Source organism: Pseudomonas sp. JY-Q (genome assembly GCF_001655295.1).
GTDB lineage: Bacteria > Pseudomonadota > Gammaproteobacteria > Pseudomonadales > Pseudomonadaceae > Aquipseudomonas > Aquipseudomonas alloputida.
In genome coordinates this window covers 926384-943932 of the sequence record NZ_CP011525.1, presented here as the reverse complement: position 1 = coordinate 943932, position 17549 = coordinate 926384, and the positions used below count along the sequence as shown (strand labels likewise).

At 58.4% G+C, this 17549-nt stretch carries 11 protein-coding genes and 1 other RNA gene; 11 read left to right on the top strand and 1 reads right to left on the bottom strand.

Translation table 11 applies throughout. The annotated features are described in order from the left end of the window. The first annotated feature begins 61 nt into the window (after positions 1–61). From lldD to AA098_RS04125, 8 genes are all read left to right on the top strand, one after another. Entirely contained in the window at positions 62–1207 is a 1146-nt protein-coding gene (gene lldD, locus AA098_RS04160) for an FMN-dependent L-lactate dehydrogenase LldD (protein WP_003249907.1), read from the top strand. A 75-nt stretch (positions 1208–1282) separates the two neighbouring features. After that, on the top strand, positions 1283–4093 hold the full coding sequence (locus tag AA098_RS04155) for an FAD-binding and (Fe-S)-binding domain-containing protein (RefSeq protein ID WP_064613887.1): 2811 nt from the start codon (positions 1283–1285) through the stop codon (positions 4091–4093). 463 nt (positions 4094–4556) lie between these two features. Next, complete coding sequence (locus AA098_RS04150) at positions 4557–4844, top strand: hypothetical protein (RefSeq protein WP_003249902.1); 288 nt, start codon at positions 4557–4559, stop codon at positions 4842–4844. 99 nt (positions 4845–4943) lie between these two features. Beyond that, positions 4944–5335: a transfer-messenger RNA gene (gene ssrA / locus AA098_RS04145) on the top strand. Positions 5336–5508: 173 nt separating this feature from the next. Further along, a complete protein-coding gene (locus tag AA098_RS04140; RefSeq protein WP_014754486.1) occupies positions 5509–6714 on the top strand; it encodes an integrase arm-type DNA-binding domain-containing protein in 1206 nt (401 codons plus the stop codon). Positions 6715–6854: 140 nt separating this feature from the next. Beyond that, complete coding sequence (locus AA098_RS04135; RefSeq protein WP_014754487.1) at positions 6855–11756, top strand: type ISP restriction/modification enzyme; 4902 nt, start codon at positions 6855–6857, stop codon at positions 11754–11756. A 363-nt stretch (positions 11757–12119) separates the two neighbouring features. Next, entirely contained in the window at positions 12120–12452 is a 333-nt protein-coding gene (locus tag AA098_RS30105; protein ID WP_371059032.1) for a helix-turn-helix transcriptional regulator, read from the top strand. Then, positions 12452–13507, top strand: a complete 1056-nt coding sequence (locus AA098_RS04125; RefSeq protein ID WP_041167256.1) for an AAA family ATPase — start codon at positions 12452–12454, stop codon at positions 13505–13507. The genes AA098_RS30105 and AA098_RS04125 overlap by 1 nt, the downstream gene beginning before the upstream one ends. Before the next feature lie 144 nt (positions 13508–13651). On the opposite strand, the gene AA098_RS04120 is transcribed toward AA098_RS04125, so the two are convergent. Continuing rightward, positions 13652–14353: a hypothetical protein gene (locus AA098_RS04120; protein WP_014754491.1), complete on the bottom strand. Its 702-nt coding sequence runs from the start codon at positions 14351–14353 to the stop codon at positions 13652–13654. A 195-nt stretch (positions 14354–14548) separates the two neighbouring features. Here AA098_RS04120 and AA098_RS04115 point away from each other — a divergent pair, with 195 nt between their 5' ends. The 3 genes from AA098_RS04115 to AA098_RS04105 all read left to right on the top strand — a co-directional run bounded on the left by AA098_RS04115 (position 14549) and on the right by AA098_RS04105 (position 17499). After that, positions 14549–15577, top strand: coding sequence for an IS30-like element ISPsp7 family transposase (locus AA098_RS04115; protein ID WP_011911495.1), 1029 nt, complete (start codon positions 14549–14551; stop codon positions 15575–15577). 273 nt (positions 15578–15850) lie between these two features. Then, positions 15851–16855 (top strand): AraC family transcriptional regulator, encoded by a 1005-nt coding sequence (locus tag AA098_RS04110; RefSeq protein WP_064613886.1) that lies wholly within the window; start codon positions 15851–15853, stop codon positions 16853–16855. A 131-nt stretch (positions 16856–16986) separates the two neighbouring features. Next, on the top strand, positions 16987–17499 hold the full coding sequence (locus AA098_RS04105) for a RidA family protein (protein ID WP_082916855.1): 513 nt from the start codon (positions 16987–16989) through the stop codon (positions 17497–17499). The last annotated feature ends 50 nt before the right edge of the window (positions 17500–17549 follow it).

Genomic DNA, 17549 nt, shown 5'->3' with positions numbered 1-17549 from the left:
GTGAAAGGGGCCGGGCGCCGTCGCGCGCCCGGCACTCCCACAAGCAACGCTGCGAGAATCCATGATCATTTCTGCCTCTACCGACTATCGCGCCGCGGCCCAACGCAAGCTGCCCCCCTTCCTGTTCCACTACGCTGACGGCGGCGCCTACGCCGAGCACACCCTGCGCCACAACGTCTCGGACCTGGCCGGCATCGCCCTGCGCCAGCGCGTGCTGAACAACATGTCCGAGCTCAGCCTGGAAACCAAGCTGTTCGACGAAACCCTGAGCATGCCGGTGGCCCTGGCCCCGGTCGGCCTCACCGGCATGTACGCCCGCCGTGGCGAAGTGCAGGCCGCACGCGCGGCCGCCGCCCATGGCATCCCGTTCACCATGTCGACCGTGTCGGTGTGCCCGATCGAAGAAGTGGCGCCCGCCATCAACCGGCCAATGTGGTTCCAGCTGTATGTGCTCAAGGACCGCGGCTTCATGCGTAATGCCCTGGAGCGGGCCAAGGCTGCCGGCGTCAAGACCCTGGTGTTCACCGTGGACATGCCCGTACCCGGTGCCCGCTACCGCGACGCCCACTCTGGCATGAGCGGCAAGAACGGCCCGCTGCGCCGCGTGCTGCAAGCCATGACCCACCCCGAGTGGGCATGGGATGTGGGCGTGATGGGCCGCCCGCATGACCTGGGCAACATCTCCAAATACCGTGGCAACCCCACCGGCCTTGCCGACTACATCGGCTGGCTGGGCAACAACTTCGACCCGTCCATTTCCTGGAAGGACCTGGAGTGGATCCGCGAGTTCTGGGACGGCCCGATGATCATCAAGGGCATTCTCGATGCCGATGACGCCCGCGATGCGGTCAAGTTCGGTGCCGACGGTATCGTGGTGTCCAACCACGGCGGCCGCCAGCTCGACGGCGTGCTGTCCAGCGCCCGTGCCCTGCCGGCCATTGCCGACGCGGTCAAAGGCGACCTGAAGATCCTGGCCGACTCGGGCATTCGCAGTGGCCTGGACGTGGTGCGCATGATCGCCCTGGGTGCCGACACCGTCCTGATCGGCCGCGCCTTCCTCTATGCCCTTGCCGTGCATGGCCAGGCCGGCGTGAAAAACCTGCTTGAGCTGTTCGAAAAGGAAATGCGCGTGGCCATGGTGCTGACCGGTGCCAAGTCGATCAGCGAGATCACCCGCGACTCGCTGGTACGCGAACTGGGCGCCTGAACGCCTGCAAGAACCACCGCCTGAATGACCCGGGGCATGTAGCGCACAGACGCCACAGCCCCGCGAGGAGACTGCATGAGCCTGCCCGCCGCGTTCCTGCGTGATGCCGAGCGCCTGATCCCCGCCGAACGCCGCTTCGACGACCCCACTTCCACCCTGGCCTTCGGCACCGACGCCAGCTTCTACCGCTTGATCCCCAAGCTGGTGGTGCGCGTCGAGTCCGAGGACGAAGTGGTCGGCCTGATCAAACTGGCCCAGCGCGAGCGGGTGCCGGTCACCTTCCGCGCTGCCGGCACCAGCCTGTCTGGCCAGGCCATCAGCGACTCGGTGCTGATCGTGCTTGGCGATAACTGGAACGGCCGCGAAATCCGTCGCCAGGGTGAGCAGATTCGCCTGCAACCCGGCGTGATCGGCGCCCAGGCCAACGCCTGGCTGGCCCCCTTCGGGCGCAAGATCGGCCCCGACCCGGCCTCGATCAACGCCTGCAAGATCGGCGGCATCGTCGCCAACAACGCCAGTGGCATGTGCTGCGGTACCGCGCAGAACACCTACCACACCCTGGCGGGCCTGCGCCTGGTGCTGGCCGATGGCACCCGCCTGGACAGCGAAGACCCGGCCAGCGTCGCCGCCTTCGAAAGCAGCCACGCCGAGCTGCTGGAAGCACTGGCCCGCCTGGGCCGCGAAACCCGCGCCAACACCGCGCTGGCCGAGCGCATCCGGCACAAATACCGGCTGAAGAACACCACCGGCCTGTCACTGAACGCACTGGTGGACTACGACCAGCCGCTGGACATTCTGCAGCACCTGCTGGTCGGCTCCGAAGGCACCCTGGGCTTCATCAGCGCCGTCACGTACGACACCGTGCCCGACCACCCGCACAAGGCCAGCGCCCTGCTGGTGTTCCCCAGCGTCGAAAGCTGCTGCCGCGCGGTACCCGTGCTCAAGCAGCAGCCGGTTTCTGCCGTGGAACTGCTCGACCGCCGCAGCCTGCGCTCGGTGCAGAACATGCCCGGCATGCCGCTGTGGGTAAAAGGCCTGTCGGACAATGCCTGCGCCCTGCTGATCGAATCCCGCGCCGCCAGCCAGAGCCTGCTGCACGAGCAACTGCAGCAGATCATGGCCTCGATCGCCGACTTCCCGCTGGAACAGCAAGTGGACTTCAGCGAAGACCCGGCCGTGTACAACCAGCTGTGGAAAATCCGCAAGGACACCTTCCCCGCCGTCGGTGCCGTGCGCCAGACCGGCACCACGGTCATCATCGAAGACGTGACCTTCCCCGTCGAGCAACTGGCCGAAGGCGTCAACCGCCTGATCCAGCTGTTCGACAAGCATCACTATGACGAAGCGATCATTTTCGGCCACGCGCTGGAAGGCAACCTGCACTTCGTCTTTACCCAGGGGTTCAACAGCGCCGAAGAAGTCGCCCGTTACCAGGCGTTCATGGACGACGTGGCGCAACTGGTGGCGGTGGAGTTTGGCGGCTCGCTCAAGGCCGAGCACGGCACCGGGCGCAACATGGCGCCCTTCGTGGAGCTGGAGTGGGGCCACGATGCCTACCAGCTGATGTGGAAGCTCAAGCGCCTGCTCGACCCCAACGGCATCCTCAACCCCGACGTGGTATTGAGTGAAGACCCGGACATCCACCTGAAGAACCTCAAGCCGCTGCCGGCCGCCGACGAAATCGTCGACAAGTGCATCGAGTGCGGCTTCTGTGAACCTGTGTGCCCGTCCAAGGGCCTGACCCTCAGCCCGCGCCAGCGCATCGTCATGTGGCGTGACATCCAGGCCAAGCAACGCGCCGGCATCGATACCCGCGCACTGATGCAAAGCTACCAGTACCAGGGTATCGACACCTGCGCCGCTACCGGCCTGTGCGCCCAGCGCTGCCCGGTCGGCATCAACACCGGCGAGCTGGTGAAGAAACTGCGCAGCCAGGCCGTCGACCACGCTAAAACTGCCGACTGGCTGGCCGAGCATTTCCACACTGCCCTAAGCGGTGCGCGCCTGACCCTGACCGCCGCCAACACCGCACGCAAGCTGCTAGGCGCCCCGCGCCTGGGCCGCCTGAGCGCCTCGCTGAGCAAAGCCAGCAAAGGCCGCCTGCCCCAATGGACCCCGGCCATGCCGCAACCGCTGCGCCCGCTGGCCTTCGGCGCCACCAGCAACGACGCCCGCCCCCGCGTGGTGTACCTGGCCGCCTGCGTCTCCCGGGTAATGGGCCCGGCCTATGCCGACCGCGAGCAAAGCTCGCTGCTGGACAAAACCCGCGCCCTGCTGGAAAAGGCCGGTTACCAGGTGGTGTTCCCCGACAACGCCGACAGCCTGTGCTGCGGCCAACCGTTCGCCTCCAAGGGCTACCCCGAGCAGGCCGAACACAAGCGCCAGGAACTGATCACCGCCCTGCTGCACGCCAGCCGCGGCGGCCTCGACCCGATCTATTGCGACACAAGCCCCTGCACCCTGCGCCTGGTGCAGGACCTGAGCGACACCCGGCTGGACCTTTACGACCCGGTGCGCTTCATCCGCACTCACCTGCTTGACCGACTGGAGTTCACCCCCCAGGACGAACCGGTAGCCGTGCACGTGACCTGCAGCACCCAGCACCTGGGCGAAAGCCAGGCCTTGATCGACCTGGCGCGGCGTTGCAGCAAACAGGTGGTGATCCCGGAAGGCATTCACTGCTGCGGGTTTGCCGGTGACAAAGGCTTTACCACCCCCGAGTTGAACGCCCACTCGCTGCGCAGCCTGAAGGACGCCGTGCAGTATTGCAGCGAAGGTATTTCCACCAGCCGCACCTGCGAGATTGGCCTGTCGAGCCACAGCGGCATCGACTACCACGGCCTGGTGTACCTGGTGGATCGCGTCACCCGGCCACGCAGCCTCTAACGCGTTGATATAGGTGGGGAGCGCTGTGTAGGAGCGGGTTTACCCTCGAAAAGGCCGGCCCTGCTGGCCAATCTCTACCCGTCGTCCACCACCGCATTCGCGGGTAAACCCGCACCTACACAGATTAGTGGTGCCCACACATCGGTGGTTGTACACAGCCCCCCCCGTAGGAGCGGGTTTACCCGCGAAGAGGCCGGCCCTGCTGGCCAACTTCTACCCGTCGTTCACCATTGCCGCCGCCACCGTATTCGCGGGTAAACCCGCTCCTACATATAGATTGATGGTGGACACACGTCGGTGGTTGTACGAAGCCCGCCGTATCCGCGGTAAACCCGCGAACACCGGCACCGCCGGTGCCATCCCCACCTCAATATCGCCCCGCCACCATCCCGATTGAACCCCCGCCAATCCCCTGCAGTCCACCTTACAGGCCCACCTTCCAGAGGCCCCAGAGGAGACACCCATGAAAGGTACTGCACTTTCGGCCCTGTTCGCGGCCGCCACCCTGCTGGCTTCGCCGGTGTTCGCCGCCGATGACCTCTGCGCCGCCAACCTGCAAAAGATCGACGACAGCATGGCCACCGCCGGCGCCACTTCCGAAGGCCTGGACAAAGCCATCACCGAGCACGTCGACAAAGCCAAGGCCGCCCAGGCCTCGGGCGACACCAAGGAATGCATCGCCATTACCAGCAAAGTGCTGGAGCGCCTGGAAAAAACCGAGAAAGGCAGTAGTGGCAACGGCGGCGCGTGAGCCCAAAAGCGGGCGACTGGACCGGCTGTCGACGTCGCCCGCGCAATGGCGTATACTCCGTCCTACGCGCCGTAAGGTGCGTTAGCCAAGAGCTAGTGCGGGGCCGATTAGGATTCGACGCCGGTAGCGAAACTCTAGGTGCATGCCGAGTTGGTAACAGAACTCGTAAATCCACTGTTGCAACTTCTATAGTTGCCAATGACGAAACCTACGGCGAGGAATCCTACGCTCTCGCAGCGTAAGTGACCTTTGCTTCTGGTAGCTTCGGCTCCAGCAATCACTAGGGGATGCCTGTAAACCCGAAATGATTGTCATACAGAACAGGATCGTCGCGTAGCACGTTGTGGGCGAAGTGACTAAAACTTACACAACTCATCCAAAGCACCCTGCCCGTCGGGCGGCTGCGGATTAAATCAGTAGACACGGCTAAGCATGTAGTACCGACAGCGGAGTACTGGCGGACGGGGGTTCAAATCCCCCCGGCTCCACCAATTTGTCTTCCCAGGAAGACCCAGAAAAGCCGTAAAGCCTAGAGAAATCAACGCTTTACGGCTTTTTTCTTGCCCGCGTTTTCCCAGCTGATCCCAGGGCATCCCACGGTTGACGGGGGCATATATGGGGGCATAAAACGCTCATCAGCTCGCTCGGAGAGGATGTGCCCCCAATGCCCCTGAAAGACACCAACTGCCGCAACGCCAAGCCCCAGGACAAGCCGTACCGCCTGTATGACGAACAAGGTTTGTACCTGGAAGTGCAGCCCAACGGAGGCCGTTACTGGCGCTTGAAGTATCGCTTTCTGGGCAAGGAAAAACGCTTGGCTCTTGGCGTTTACCCAGAGGTCGGCCTGCAGGAGGCGCGGCGAAAACGTGATGATGCTCGTGTCCAGCTCGCCAGCGGCCAAGACCCCTCACTGCAAAGACGCATGGCCAAGGTGGTCAGCCAGCTCGATCACCAGCACACGTTTGAGTCAGTTGCCACGCAGTGGCTGAGTATTCGCGAGTCCTCCTGGGACCCGGAGTACACCCGCACGGTGCGGCAGCGCCTTGAGCTCAATGCCTACCCCTGGCTGGGGAAACTCCCGATCAGCAGCATCAGCACGCCCATGCTGGTAGAAAACCTCCAGCGCATCATCAAGCGCGGCGCGCGCGAGACAGCACGTCGTGTTGCTCAGATCTACAAGCAAATTTTCGAGTTCGCCGAAGCTGCCGGCATCACCCCACCCAACCAGATTGGGAATCTCTCACGTACGCTCCCAGCCAAGCGGGTGAAACACTTTGCTGCCGTGACCGACCCTGAAAAGCTCGGCGCTCTGCTTAAAGCACTGGATAGCTATAGCGGAACGATGCCTGTTTGTTGTGCCTTAAAACTGGCTCCGTTGCTGTTCTGCCGACCCGGAGACCTGCGTCACATGGAGTGGTCGGAGGTCAATCTGGATACGGGCGAATGGTTGATTCCTGGTCACAAGATGAAAGGGCTTACTGCCACCAAACAGGATCGGCCGGATCATTTGGTTCCTCTCAGCCAACAAGCAGTCGCGGTTCTGCGCGAGCTGAAACCACTCACCGGCAGACATCGGTACGCCTTCCCCTCGGCACGAGGAGGCGACCGGCCGATGTCCAACAATGCCGTACTCAGCGCATTACGCCGCATGGACATCAGCGGCGACGAAATGACTGGGCACGGCTTTCGTGCGACAGCGAGAACCATAGGTGCGGAGGTGCTAGGATTTCGCCCCGATCTCCTGGAGCATCAGCTTGCTCACACGGTAAAAAATCCGCTGGGACGTGCGTACGATCGAACCACCTTCTTGCCGGAGCGCCGCGAAATGATGCAGACATGGGCCGATTATTTGGACTCGATAAAAAACTGAATGCGCGCTCGCGCCATCAGCCGGCCCCCTTGAAACCAGCACAAGCACCATCGCTTCGCATGAGTACGGGCTGAATTGCTAAACTGCGCGGATTTGGCGTCTGCAATGCGCCACGCATAGTTCAAAAGGAATTCCTGCCGATGTCAGCCTTATCAGCCTTGCTCACTACCTACCGCAGCGCTTCTGTCACCGAACGCGAAAAAGGTACTTACTTCGAAGAGCTGGTTTGCACTTATCTGCGCAACGAAGCCACCTACCGCGACCTGTACGAAAAGGTATGGACATATGCGCAATGGGCCAAGGAGCAAGGACTCAGCGGCAAAGATGCTGGCATTGATTTAGTGGCTCGCACCCAGGGCACCGGCCAATACCACGCTATCCAGTGCAAGCTGTATGCCGAGGACTACAAAGTCCAGAAGAAAGACATCGACAGTTTCTTTACCGCCTCGGGCAAAACGCCGTTCTCGCACCGCGTCATCGTTACCACCACTAACAACTGGAGCGAGCACGCCGAGGATGCGCTTCAAGGCCAGCAGCCCCCAGTCAGTAAGATCGACTTACAAGCCTTGGAAGACAGCCAAATTGACTGGGCCAAGTATCAACCCAATCAGGCAGTCGCCCTCAAGGCCAAGAAGCAGCTTCGCGATCACCAACAGACCGCACTAAACGCCGTAGCCGCCGGCCTCAAGGATGCCGAGCGCGGCAAGCTGATCATGGCTTGCGGCACCGGCAAGACCTTCACCAGCCTGAAGATTGCCGAGCAGCAGACCGGTAAGGGTAAGCGCGTACTGTTCTTGGTGCCCAGCCTGTCGCTGCTATCGCAGACCCTTACCGAATGGACGCAGGAAAGTACCACCCCGCTCCACAGCTTTGCCGTCTGCTCCGACAGTGACGTAGGCAAGAAGCGCAAAGCAGAGGATGACGCGGTTCAGGTGTTCACCCACGAGCTGCGCTACCCGGCTACCACCCAGGCGGATCGCCTCGCAGCGGAAATGCTCAAGCGCCACGATGCCGAGCACATGAGCGTGGTGTTCTCCACCTATCACTCCATCGACGTGATCAGCCGCGCCCAGCATGAGCATGACATGGCCACGTTCGATCTGGTGATCTGCGACGAAGCGCACCGCACTACCGGCGCAACCTTTGATGATGACGACGAAAGCACCTTCGTGCGCATCCATGATGCCGACTACATCCGCGCCAGCAAACGCCTGTACATGACCGCCACGCCGCGCATCTATGGCGACAACGCCAAGCTCAAGGCTGAGTCCGGCGAAGTCACACTGTGCTCGATGGATGACGAGGCGCTGTACGGCAAAGAGCTGTTCGTCATCAACTTCTCCGAGGCCGTTCAGCGCGGCCTGCTCACTGATTACAAAGTGCTGGTACTCACCGTCGAGGAGAGCACCATCAGCCGCCGCCTTCAGGACATGCTGAAGGACGAGAACAACCAGCTCAAGGTAGACGACGCCGCCAAGATAGTCGGTTGCTGGAAGGCGCTGGCCAAGCAGGGACTGGCGGAAAACCTGGTGGGTGATGATCAACCCATGAAGCGCGCTGTAGCTTTCTGCCAGGTCATCTCGCCCAACTACAAGGGCACCAAGCACAAGGTCAGCTCGATCAACATCGCCAGCATGTTCCAGTCGGTGGTAGAAGCTTATCAGGAGTCAGAAAACATCGATGAGGCCTCACGCATCATCTGCGAAGCCGCACACGTCGATGGCGGCATGAACGCCAGTGCCAAGGAAGCCAAGCTCAACTGGCTCAAGGAAGAACCGCCAGCCAACACCTGCCGCATCCTCAGCAATGTGCGCTGCCTGTCTGAAGGTGTCGACGTGCCAGCGCTGGACGCCGTGCTTTTCCTCACCCCGCGTAATTCCCAGGTCGACGTGGTGCAATCCGTTGGCAGGGTAATGCGCAACGCACCGGGCAAGAAGCGTGGCTATGTGGTGCTGCCGGTGGTTATTCCTGCCGGTATGGAGCCCCATGAAGCGCTCAACGACAACCAGACCTATAAGGTGGTCTGGCAGGTGCTTCAGGCACTGCGCTCGCACGACGACAGCTTCGACGCCATGGTCAATAAGCTCGACCTGATTGGCTCTGACCCGCGCAAGATGGAAGTCATCGCCATCACCGACAAGGCCGAGAAAAAGGCCAGGAAAGCTAGTGGCACCAGCAACGGCCAGGCAGGCAAAGGCCAGTACGGCATTGGTGAGAAACGTGCTAAGTACGATGTCGAAGGCCAGATGACCCAGCAGGCCGAGCTGGCCTATGAGGTGGGGGAAATCGAGAAGGCCATCTACGCCAAGATCGTTGACAAGTGCGGCAACCGCCACCACTGGGAAGACTGGGCCAACGACATCGCCAAGATCGCCCGCACCCATATCGACCGCATTCAGGGCATCCTGGAGAACCCTGCCAACATCCAGGAAAAGACCGCATTCAATGCCTTCGCCACCGAGCTGCGCGACGACCTCAACGACAGCATCAGCGATGGCGAGATTGTCGAAATGCTCGCCCAGCACCTGGTAACCAAGCCAGTGTTCGACGCGCTGTTCGATGAATACAGCTTCGCCAGCCACAACCCCATGTCCAAGGCCATGCAAGGCGTACTGGACGCGCTTCATGAACATCACCTGGCCAAGGAAGCCGATACCCTGGATAAGTTCTACGCCAGCGTGCGGCAACGCGCTGCCGGCATCAACAATGCCCAAGGCAAGCAGAAGATCATCGTCGAGCTGTACGACAAGTTTTTCCGCAATGCCTTCCCCAAGATGACTGAGCGCCTAGGGATCGTTTACACCCCGGTTGAGGTCGTGGACTTTATTCTGCACAGCGTCAATCACCTGCTGCAGCAGGAGTTCAGCCAGACCTTGGGCAGCAAGGGCGTCCACATCATTGACCCGTTCACCGGCACCGGTACCTTTATCACCCGCCTGATCCAGTCAGGCCTGATCAAGCCGGACGAGCTGCCGCACAAATACAGACACGAGATTCACGCCAACGAGCTGGTACTGCTGGCCTACTACATCGCGGCCATCAATATCGAAGCGGCATACCACGGCGAAGTGATTGACGAATACACCCCGTTTGAAGGTATCTGCCTGACCGACACCTTCCAGATGTACGAAAAGGACGATTTGGTAAGCGCGCTGCTGGAGGACAACAGCGCCCGGCGTCAGCGCCAGAAGGATTTGGATATACGGGTGATTGTGGGTAATCCGCCGTATTCGGTTGGTCAAGGAGATGCCAATGCCAACAATGCCAATGTGCCCTATCCATCATTGGACGCACGCATTCGTGATACATACGGAGCGCGTTCTGAAGCAACCAACAAGAACTCGCTGTATGACAGCTACATTCGCGCCATCCGATGGGCCAGCGATCGTATCGGTGATGCCGGGATCATCGGCTTTGTTACCAACGCCGGCTTTGTAGATGCCAGCACTACTGACGGACTGCGGAAGTGCCTAAATGATGAGTTTTCCAGCCTGTATGTGTTCCATCTGCGCGGGAACGCCCGCACATCAGGTGAAACACGCCGGAAGGAAAAGGACAACGTGTTTGGCATGGGTAGTCGAGCGCCTATTGCCATCTCCCTATTGGTCAAGAATCCTAACGCAGAGGCTTGTGGCCAGATTAATTTCAACGACATAGGCGACTACCTCAGCCGTGAGGAAAAGCTGGAGAAGATCGCCGGCTTTAGCAGCGTGGCCGGCATCGAGCAGTGGCAGCCGATCACCCCGGATGAGCACGGGGACTGGGTTAAGCAGCGTGACGACAGCTTTAACCAGTTCATTGTGTTGGGCGAAAAGGACGACAAAAGCGCACTTACACTGTTCGACAACTACTCCAATGGCGTGAAAACTCAGCGTGATGCTTGGGCCTTCAATTCCTGCAAAGCCAAATTAGCGACCAATATGGAAGGCATGATTGGTTTCTACAACGCTGAAGTAAAGCGCTTCAATGCGGCGCATCCGGGGCTGGATACCAAGGGCCGTCAGGCTCAGGTGGATGGATTTATTGACACCGATCCGACACGCATCAGTTGGACTCGCGCACTGAAGCAGGATCTTGGCAAAGATCGCAGCTATGCCTTCGAGGTCGACTGCTTGGTGCCTGCACTTTATCGCCCTTTCACCAAGCAATGGTTGTACTTCAACCGTCGATTCAACGAGATGGTTTACCAGATGCCGCGCATTTTTCCCGATGCCGTGGCTGAGAATTTGGTGATCGGCGTTTCTGCCACAGGTGAAAAGGTTGCATTTAGCGCCTTGATTTCTCGCCATGTACCAAGCCTTCACTTCGTGGATATTGAGGGTTCGCAGTGCTTCCCCCTGTACCTCTACGACGAAACCGCACAGGCCTCGAAAAAAGATCTCTTTTCCGAGCCCACTGAAGCCGGGCTGCGCCGGCGCGATGCCATCACCGATGCCGGCCTTGCACACTTCAATACCACCTACCCCGGCGAGCAGATCAGCAAAGAAGACCTGTTCTACTACGTCTACGGCATCCTGCACTCCCCAGACTACCGCGAGCGCTTTGCTGACAACCTGAGCAAAGAGCTGCCGCGCATCCCGGCTGTCAAGAAGGCCGCCGACTTCTGGGCTTTCAGCAAAGCAGGCCGCGCCCTGGCTGACCTTCACCTGAACTACGAAACTGTCGAGCCGTACCCGTTGACCATCGAGGCCAAGGGCACGCTGACCGATGCCGACTACCGAGTGGAGAAGATGAAGTTCGCCAAGAAGGGCGACAAAACCACAGTCATCTATAACCCCCGTATCACCCTCAAGGGCATCCCCGAGGTGGCTTGGGATTACGTGGTCAACGGCAAAGCTGCGCTGGATTGGGTAATGGAACGCCAAGCCGTGCGCACCGACAAAGCCAGCGGCATCGTCAACGACGCCAACGACTGGGCAACCGAAACCATGGGCAACCCCAAATACCCTCTGGAGCTGTTCCAGCGCGTGGTCACCGTGAGCTTGGAAACCCAGAAAATCGTCAAGGGATTGCCCAAACTCGATATCGGTACAGATGACTAGTTAAGTCCGATAAAACGCTGAGCACTCAGTCAACTATTGCCTTGGTTGGGCCACCCTTTCCCAACCAAGGCAGAGCACCTGCTGATTGCCAGCCCGGCACTCTCATGTTAAATAGTGTTCGTCCCAAGCGATCCATATCGATCCGCAACGGTCCGCCACGTCGCCCTGGTAACGATGTTAAAAACTTCGCCTCGTTCGCATCCGCTGAACGGCCCGCATCAGCTGCCCTTGGTTGATTTGCGTATCTGGCCAGGACACTCTCAGTCTGTTCTGCCACTAGAAGCCTTAGGGCCCTAGAACTTCTGTAGCCCACAACGACCTCCGACGCTACCGAACATCAATCTCGGAAACGCGCATATACCTATGCGTGTGGCAAATGCCCCTGCTCGCTATATAGCCAGCCGATATCCGTCTTTTACCCTTTTTAGCAGTAGTGCCGGAGGACGCTGCCCCACGCTTCAGAACCTAGGACTCAAACCTATGGCAATGCACGTTAGCAACTCTGACGATGTCAGCGACGATGACAAAATTCTTCGTTTGCGCGATGTCGAGGCAATCGTCGGCCTAAAACGTTCAACGATCTATCGGAAAATTTCGGAAGGCCTTTTCCCGCGACAGCGCCTTTTGTGCGGCTCCAGCGTCGGTTGGCGTAATAGCGAAGTCCAGGCTTGGATTCGGCAAAGGGAGGCGCTGTAATGCAGCGCCGAACACCTCAACAACCGGGCTGGATGATAGAACTCACAGCAGCGGTCGATATCCCAGCGGAAAAAATCCAGTGGATTTGGCCAGGCTGGCTGCCAAAGGCAAAGTTATCCATTCTTGCCGGCGCAGGTGGATGCGGCAAAACCACGCTGGCAATCTCGCTGGCCGCCACGCTCAGCAGAGGTGGTGACTGGCCAGACGGCAGCAAATGTGAGGCAGCAGGCAACATCGTAATCTGGAGCGGCGAGGATGGTATCGCTGACACGATCATTCCCCGCCTTACGGCTGCAGATGCAGACCTAACCCGCGTGCACATAATCGAAGGGCTAAGTGATCAGCGCGGGAACAGGCGACAGTTTGATCCTGCAGCCAACTTTGCCCTTTTGAATGAGGCAGCAGCACGTATTGACGGCGTTTCATTGCTGATTTTCGATCCACTGATCAATCTTATTCGTGGGGATATGCACCGAGCAAACGAGGTTCGGCAAGGGCTACAAATGGTAGTGGATTTTGCAGAGCGGCATTGTTGCGCTGTCCTCGGCATATCTCACCTGAGCAAAGGTACGGCCCAGTCCTCCGCCGCTAATCGTGTAATCGGCAGCCAGGCATTCTCCGCGCTCGCTCGCACTGTACTGGTGGCAGAGAAGGATCAAAATTCAGAAGCCAGGGTGCTTGTCCGAGCCAAGTCCAACGTTTCGATTGATAACGGAGGAATCGAGTATTTCGTTGAGCCCATCGTTATAGACGAGCAGTTGGAGACAACCTGCATCCGATGGGGAGAGGCCATCGATGGTAGCGCTGAAGCCATTCTCGCTGCTATCGAGCAAACGGGTGACGCCAGACCCGCATCAGCTACTCAAGAAGCGCGCAGCTTTCTTGAGGAGACGTTGCAAGCTGGGCCTGTTGCAATCAATGCGTTGATGGCTTTAGCTGAAGAACGTTGCATTTCTTCGGCGTCACTTCGCAGAGCCCAGAAACAGCTAGGTATACGTTCACACAAAACAGGTATGCAGGGCGGATGGGCATGGGAGCTTCCCACCGCTCCCTGAAGGCGCTCAACGCACGTCGAAGGTGCTCAATACTCGTGTTGAGCATCTTCGTTTTTATTGAACGCCTTCGACTCGCGAGAGAGTCTGTATGACTGATTCCGCAGATAAAACCCCGGCACGCCAGGCGCACAGGTCGACCACGAACTACTTCCCAATGAAATAGAGATTGCCGTTCTTGTTGTAAATAGCGGCAGGTCGGAAGTCCTTAGGCCAATTCCGTCCAGGGTAGTATGCATATATCCATTCGGGCAGGTGACGAGCAATACCCGCCAGCGCATCCATGCCGTCCTTATCAGCTCTGCTAGCGTCAGCAAATAGTTCGCCTGAGGGATCGGTCAGGAAAATCGGGCCGTAGGCTTTCTCGGCCGAAATGAATGCTGGCGCAGCGCTCGCCGGAGCGTCGAACGGTGCAGGGTTCCCAGCAGCCAAATCTGCAAGCCTGTCGTATTTCTTGCCTGATCCGTCAGCGTACTTAGCCGGCTCATGACGCAACTTTGAGATTTTCCCACCGAAGTATTTTTCTCTCGCATCAAGCCAGGCCAACCTGACCAACGCAGATGCCTCCTTTGGGTTAGACGCGAGTTCCTCAGGCACCCACGCAGCAACCTGGTAATGATAGACAGGGCCAGCGCTGCCACCACCCAGCAAGAACAACCCGACGCCAAGAGAGGCTGCTCCTGCGCTGCTAAAACCAGTTGGAGGTGACACGTATCCCAAACCTGCCGTCGCCAGACCTCCAGAGCCTCCCGAAGACCCCAGCGCGCTCAAGTTATTTACCTCGTTCCCGACCATTTCCCTTGGAATATCGCGCTGACCATCGATGCGCATGGCTTCCAGAACCAGCATGGCATCGGACCATTTCTCGCGAGGAACATTTTTAGGTTCTGGCAACGTGACCCTCGGGGTACTGGAGCACCCAACTAGCGCAACCAACAGCAAGGTACCAACGCATCCCTTCACAGAAAAATGCACCGACATGAAAACTCGGCGGCGGCAAAAACTGAGTGCAACACCTGACCTTTCCGGTACGGTGCTGCCCCTATGTCTTATACCGAACTCAGCGTTGAAGAGCGCGCCACCATTCAAATCGGTCGTACCCAAGGCTTCAGCCTGCGCAGGATTGCCTGCTTGATCAACCGATCCCCTTCGACCATCAGCCGTGAGCTGCGCCGTAACCGAGGTGCTTGCGGTGGCTACTCGGCCCGTCTGGCTCAGCAGCAAATGCAGGCCCGCCGCCAGGTTTGTCGACCGATGCGAAAACTGTTGCCGGGTAGCGAGCGCTTCGAACTGGTGACCCATATGCTGCGTGAGCGTTTGTCTCCCGAGCAGATTGCCGGCAAGCTGCGCAGCATGAACATACCCAACCTGCGAGATGCCTACGTCTGTCGCGAGACGATCTACAACGCGATCTATGCCCTGCCAGTGGGTGAGCTGCGTAAGGAGCTGATCATCTGTCTGCGCCAAGGCAAGACGACGCGCCGGCCGCGCTCTGGTGGCGTGGATCGGCGCGGCCAGATCCCCGAGATGGTCAGTATTCATGTGCGCCCGCCGGAGATTGAAGACAGGCTGATGCCGGGGCATTGGGAAGGCGACCTCATCAAGGGTAAGGCCAACGCCTCGTCCGTCGGTACGCTGGTGGAACGCACCAGTGGCTACCTGATGTTGGTGAAGATGAACGACGCAACGGCGACTTCGGCGCTGGAAGGCTTCAGCGCCGCGCTCAATAGCATGCCGCTGGAGATGCGCAAGAGCATGACTTACGACCAGGGCCGGGAGATGGCGCGACACGCCGAGATCACCCAAAGAACCGGCGTGGCGATCTACTTCTGCGACCCGCACAGCCCCTGGCAGCGCGGCAGCAACGAAAACATCAACGGCCTGATTCGCCAGTACTTGCCCAAGGGCACAGACCTGTCGGTACATAGCCAGGAGGAGCTGGACGCCATTGCGCTGCAACTGAACATGCGACCGCGCAAGCGCTTCGACTTCAAATGCCCCATCGAGGTGATGGGAGAGGTCATGCAAAATGCCATGGCAATGCGGCATGATGCTCCGGTTTCAATTCAATAACCGTGTTGCACTCAGCTCCTGCAACCGCCCATCAATAGTGATCGAGCGTCTCTAACCTCAAAGCGCTTACCTAGCGAGGCCTGTATGCATGTGCTGACCGGGAACACGGATAACCTATCGGACAGTCTGAGCGGGTCGATACCTGCATGCATTTCAGTCTCGCTTGGCTGTCTCGTAAACTGACGGTTGGATCGAGCGTGCGCTTGCTGTAGATCGCTTACGCACGCTGATGCGGCGTCACATATTTGAAAGGCTGATGGCGAGGGCGATTAAATGAGCACGAAAGATTCAACACAAATATCTGAGACAGTCCTTAGCCCGTTTCGTGAGGTTGTAGAGCCTTATTTGGAGCGCCTTGGTATTGACCGGCTGGTACTAGACGACCCGGACGCCGAAATAACGGATCGTAAATTCGTTGAGCTTCTTGAGCTTATCTCTATTGAGGAAGATCAGTATATCGGACTGCACATGGCAATGAGGCTCAAGTGCAGTAATTGGGGGGTTTTCGGCCATGCAGTGCGCAATGCGCCAAATGTACTGTCCGCACTCAACGTCATGGCAGGCTTCGTCAATGTTTTTTCCCAAGCAGTAGAAGAGCAACTTGTTCAAACTGAAGATGCTATTGGCCTCTCGTATCGTCTGAATGATTCTGGGATCACACATCGTCGTCAGGATTCAGAGTTTTCACTCGCTGCGATTACCTCCATGATTCGCGAGGCGACTGGGACGGATATCAAACCGCGATTGGTTCACTTCGAACACGCTGCGCCAAGATTCACTCGCGAGCATGAAGATTTTTTCGGTACTGCCCCAAAATTCAAGCAACCAATCAATGCAGTAATGTTTTGCCGCTCTGTCTTGGCCAAGCCAGTCGTGAATGCCGATCAGAGGCTGTACATGCTTTCTCTCCGTTACCTCAGTGAGCGCCTGGTGGAGCGGCGAGTCGAACATAGCGTTGCGGTAAAAATCAGCCAGATTGTGGGGCGTCAACTTCAGGCTGGTGTGCCGTCCCTGGCCCAAGTTGCCAGCGCTATGCATATGAGTGAGCGTACCCTGCAACGACGTTGCAATAACGAAGGTGTCGATTTCCTTCATCTAGTGGATCAGGTCCGTCACCAAGCAGCAGTCGATCTCCTTAGGAAAAATAACAGCTCGCTTACCGATATAGCGTCGGAGCTAGGTTATTCGCAGCTCAGTGCTTTTAGTCGCGCGTTCCGTCGCTGGACAGGATTGACGCCAAAGCAGTACCGGGATGTGTACTCTGAAGAGCTGCGCTAGCGGTTGCGGTGTCAAAATCCGGTAATAATGGCGTGTGCGGTTAAGTGAAATGGCGCGCTAGGTCAAACGTCGATGCCCATCGATGAGATAGGCTTTGAAACACAACACAACAAAACAAAAGGGTATGTGTAATGACCGTCACCAATCAACGCCTGCGGCAGTCATCTTTCTTTCAAAAATTCGGCACAGGTAGCAAGGTTTGCCTGATCGCCCTTATGTCTTTAGCTTCAACACAACTGCTTGCGGCAGAGCCCAAGCAAGCCTTTCACCTCAATCCTGAATTCGAGCAGCAATACGGTTTTTCAATTGCAGTCAAGGCGGGCGGGTTTCTTTATATCGGTGGCGTAACAGCCGTTGATAAAGAGGGAAATGAAGTATACGCCAATGATGCTAACAAGCAAATGCAGCTTATTTATGAGCGTCTGGGTGCGATCCTGGCCGCTCATGATGCAGACTTCAGTAACGTTGTTAGTGAAACTATCTACTACAAGACCGATAACGAAACCTATATCAAAGCTCTAGACGTTAGAACTGCCGCGTATAAAGGGGTAGTGGCGCCTAGCGCAGCCGGTGTGAAAGTGGCCGACTTCGTGAGCGATAAGACCCTTATAGAAATAACAGCTGTGGCGTATCTCGGTGAATAAGCGGCTTGCTAGTTTGATCGGTACAGTAGAATTACAACGATACTAAAGGT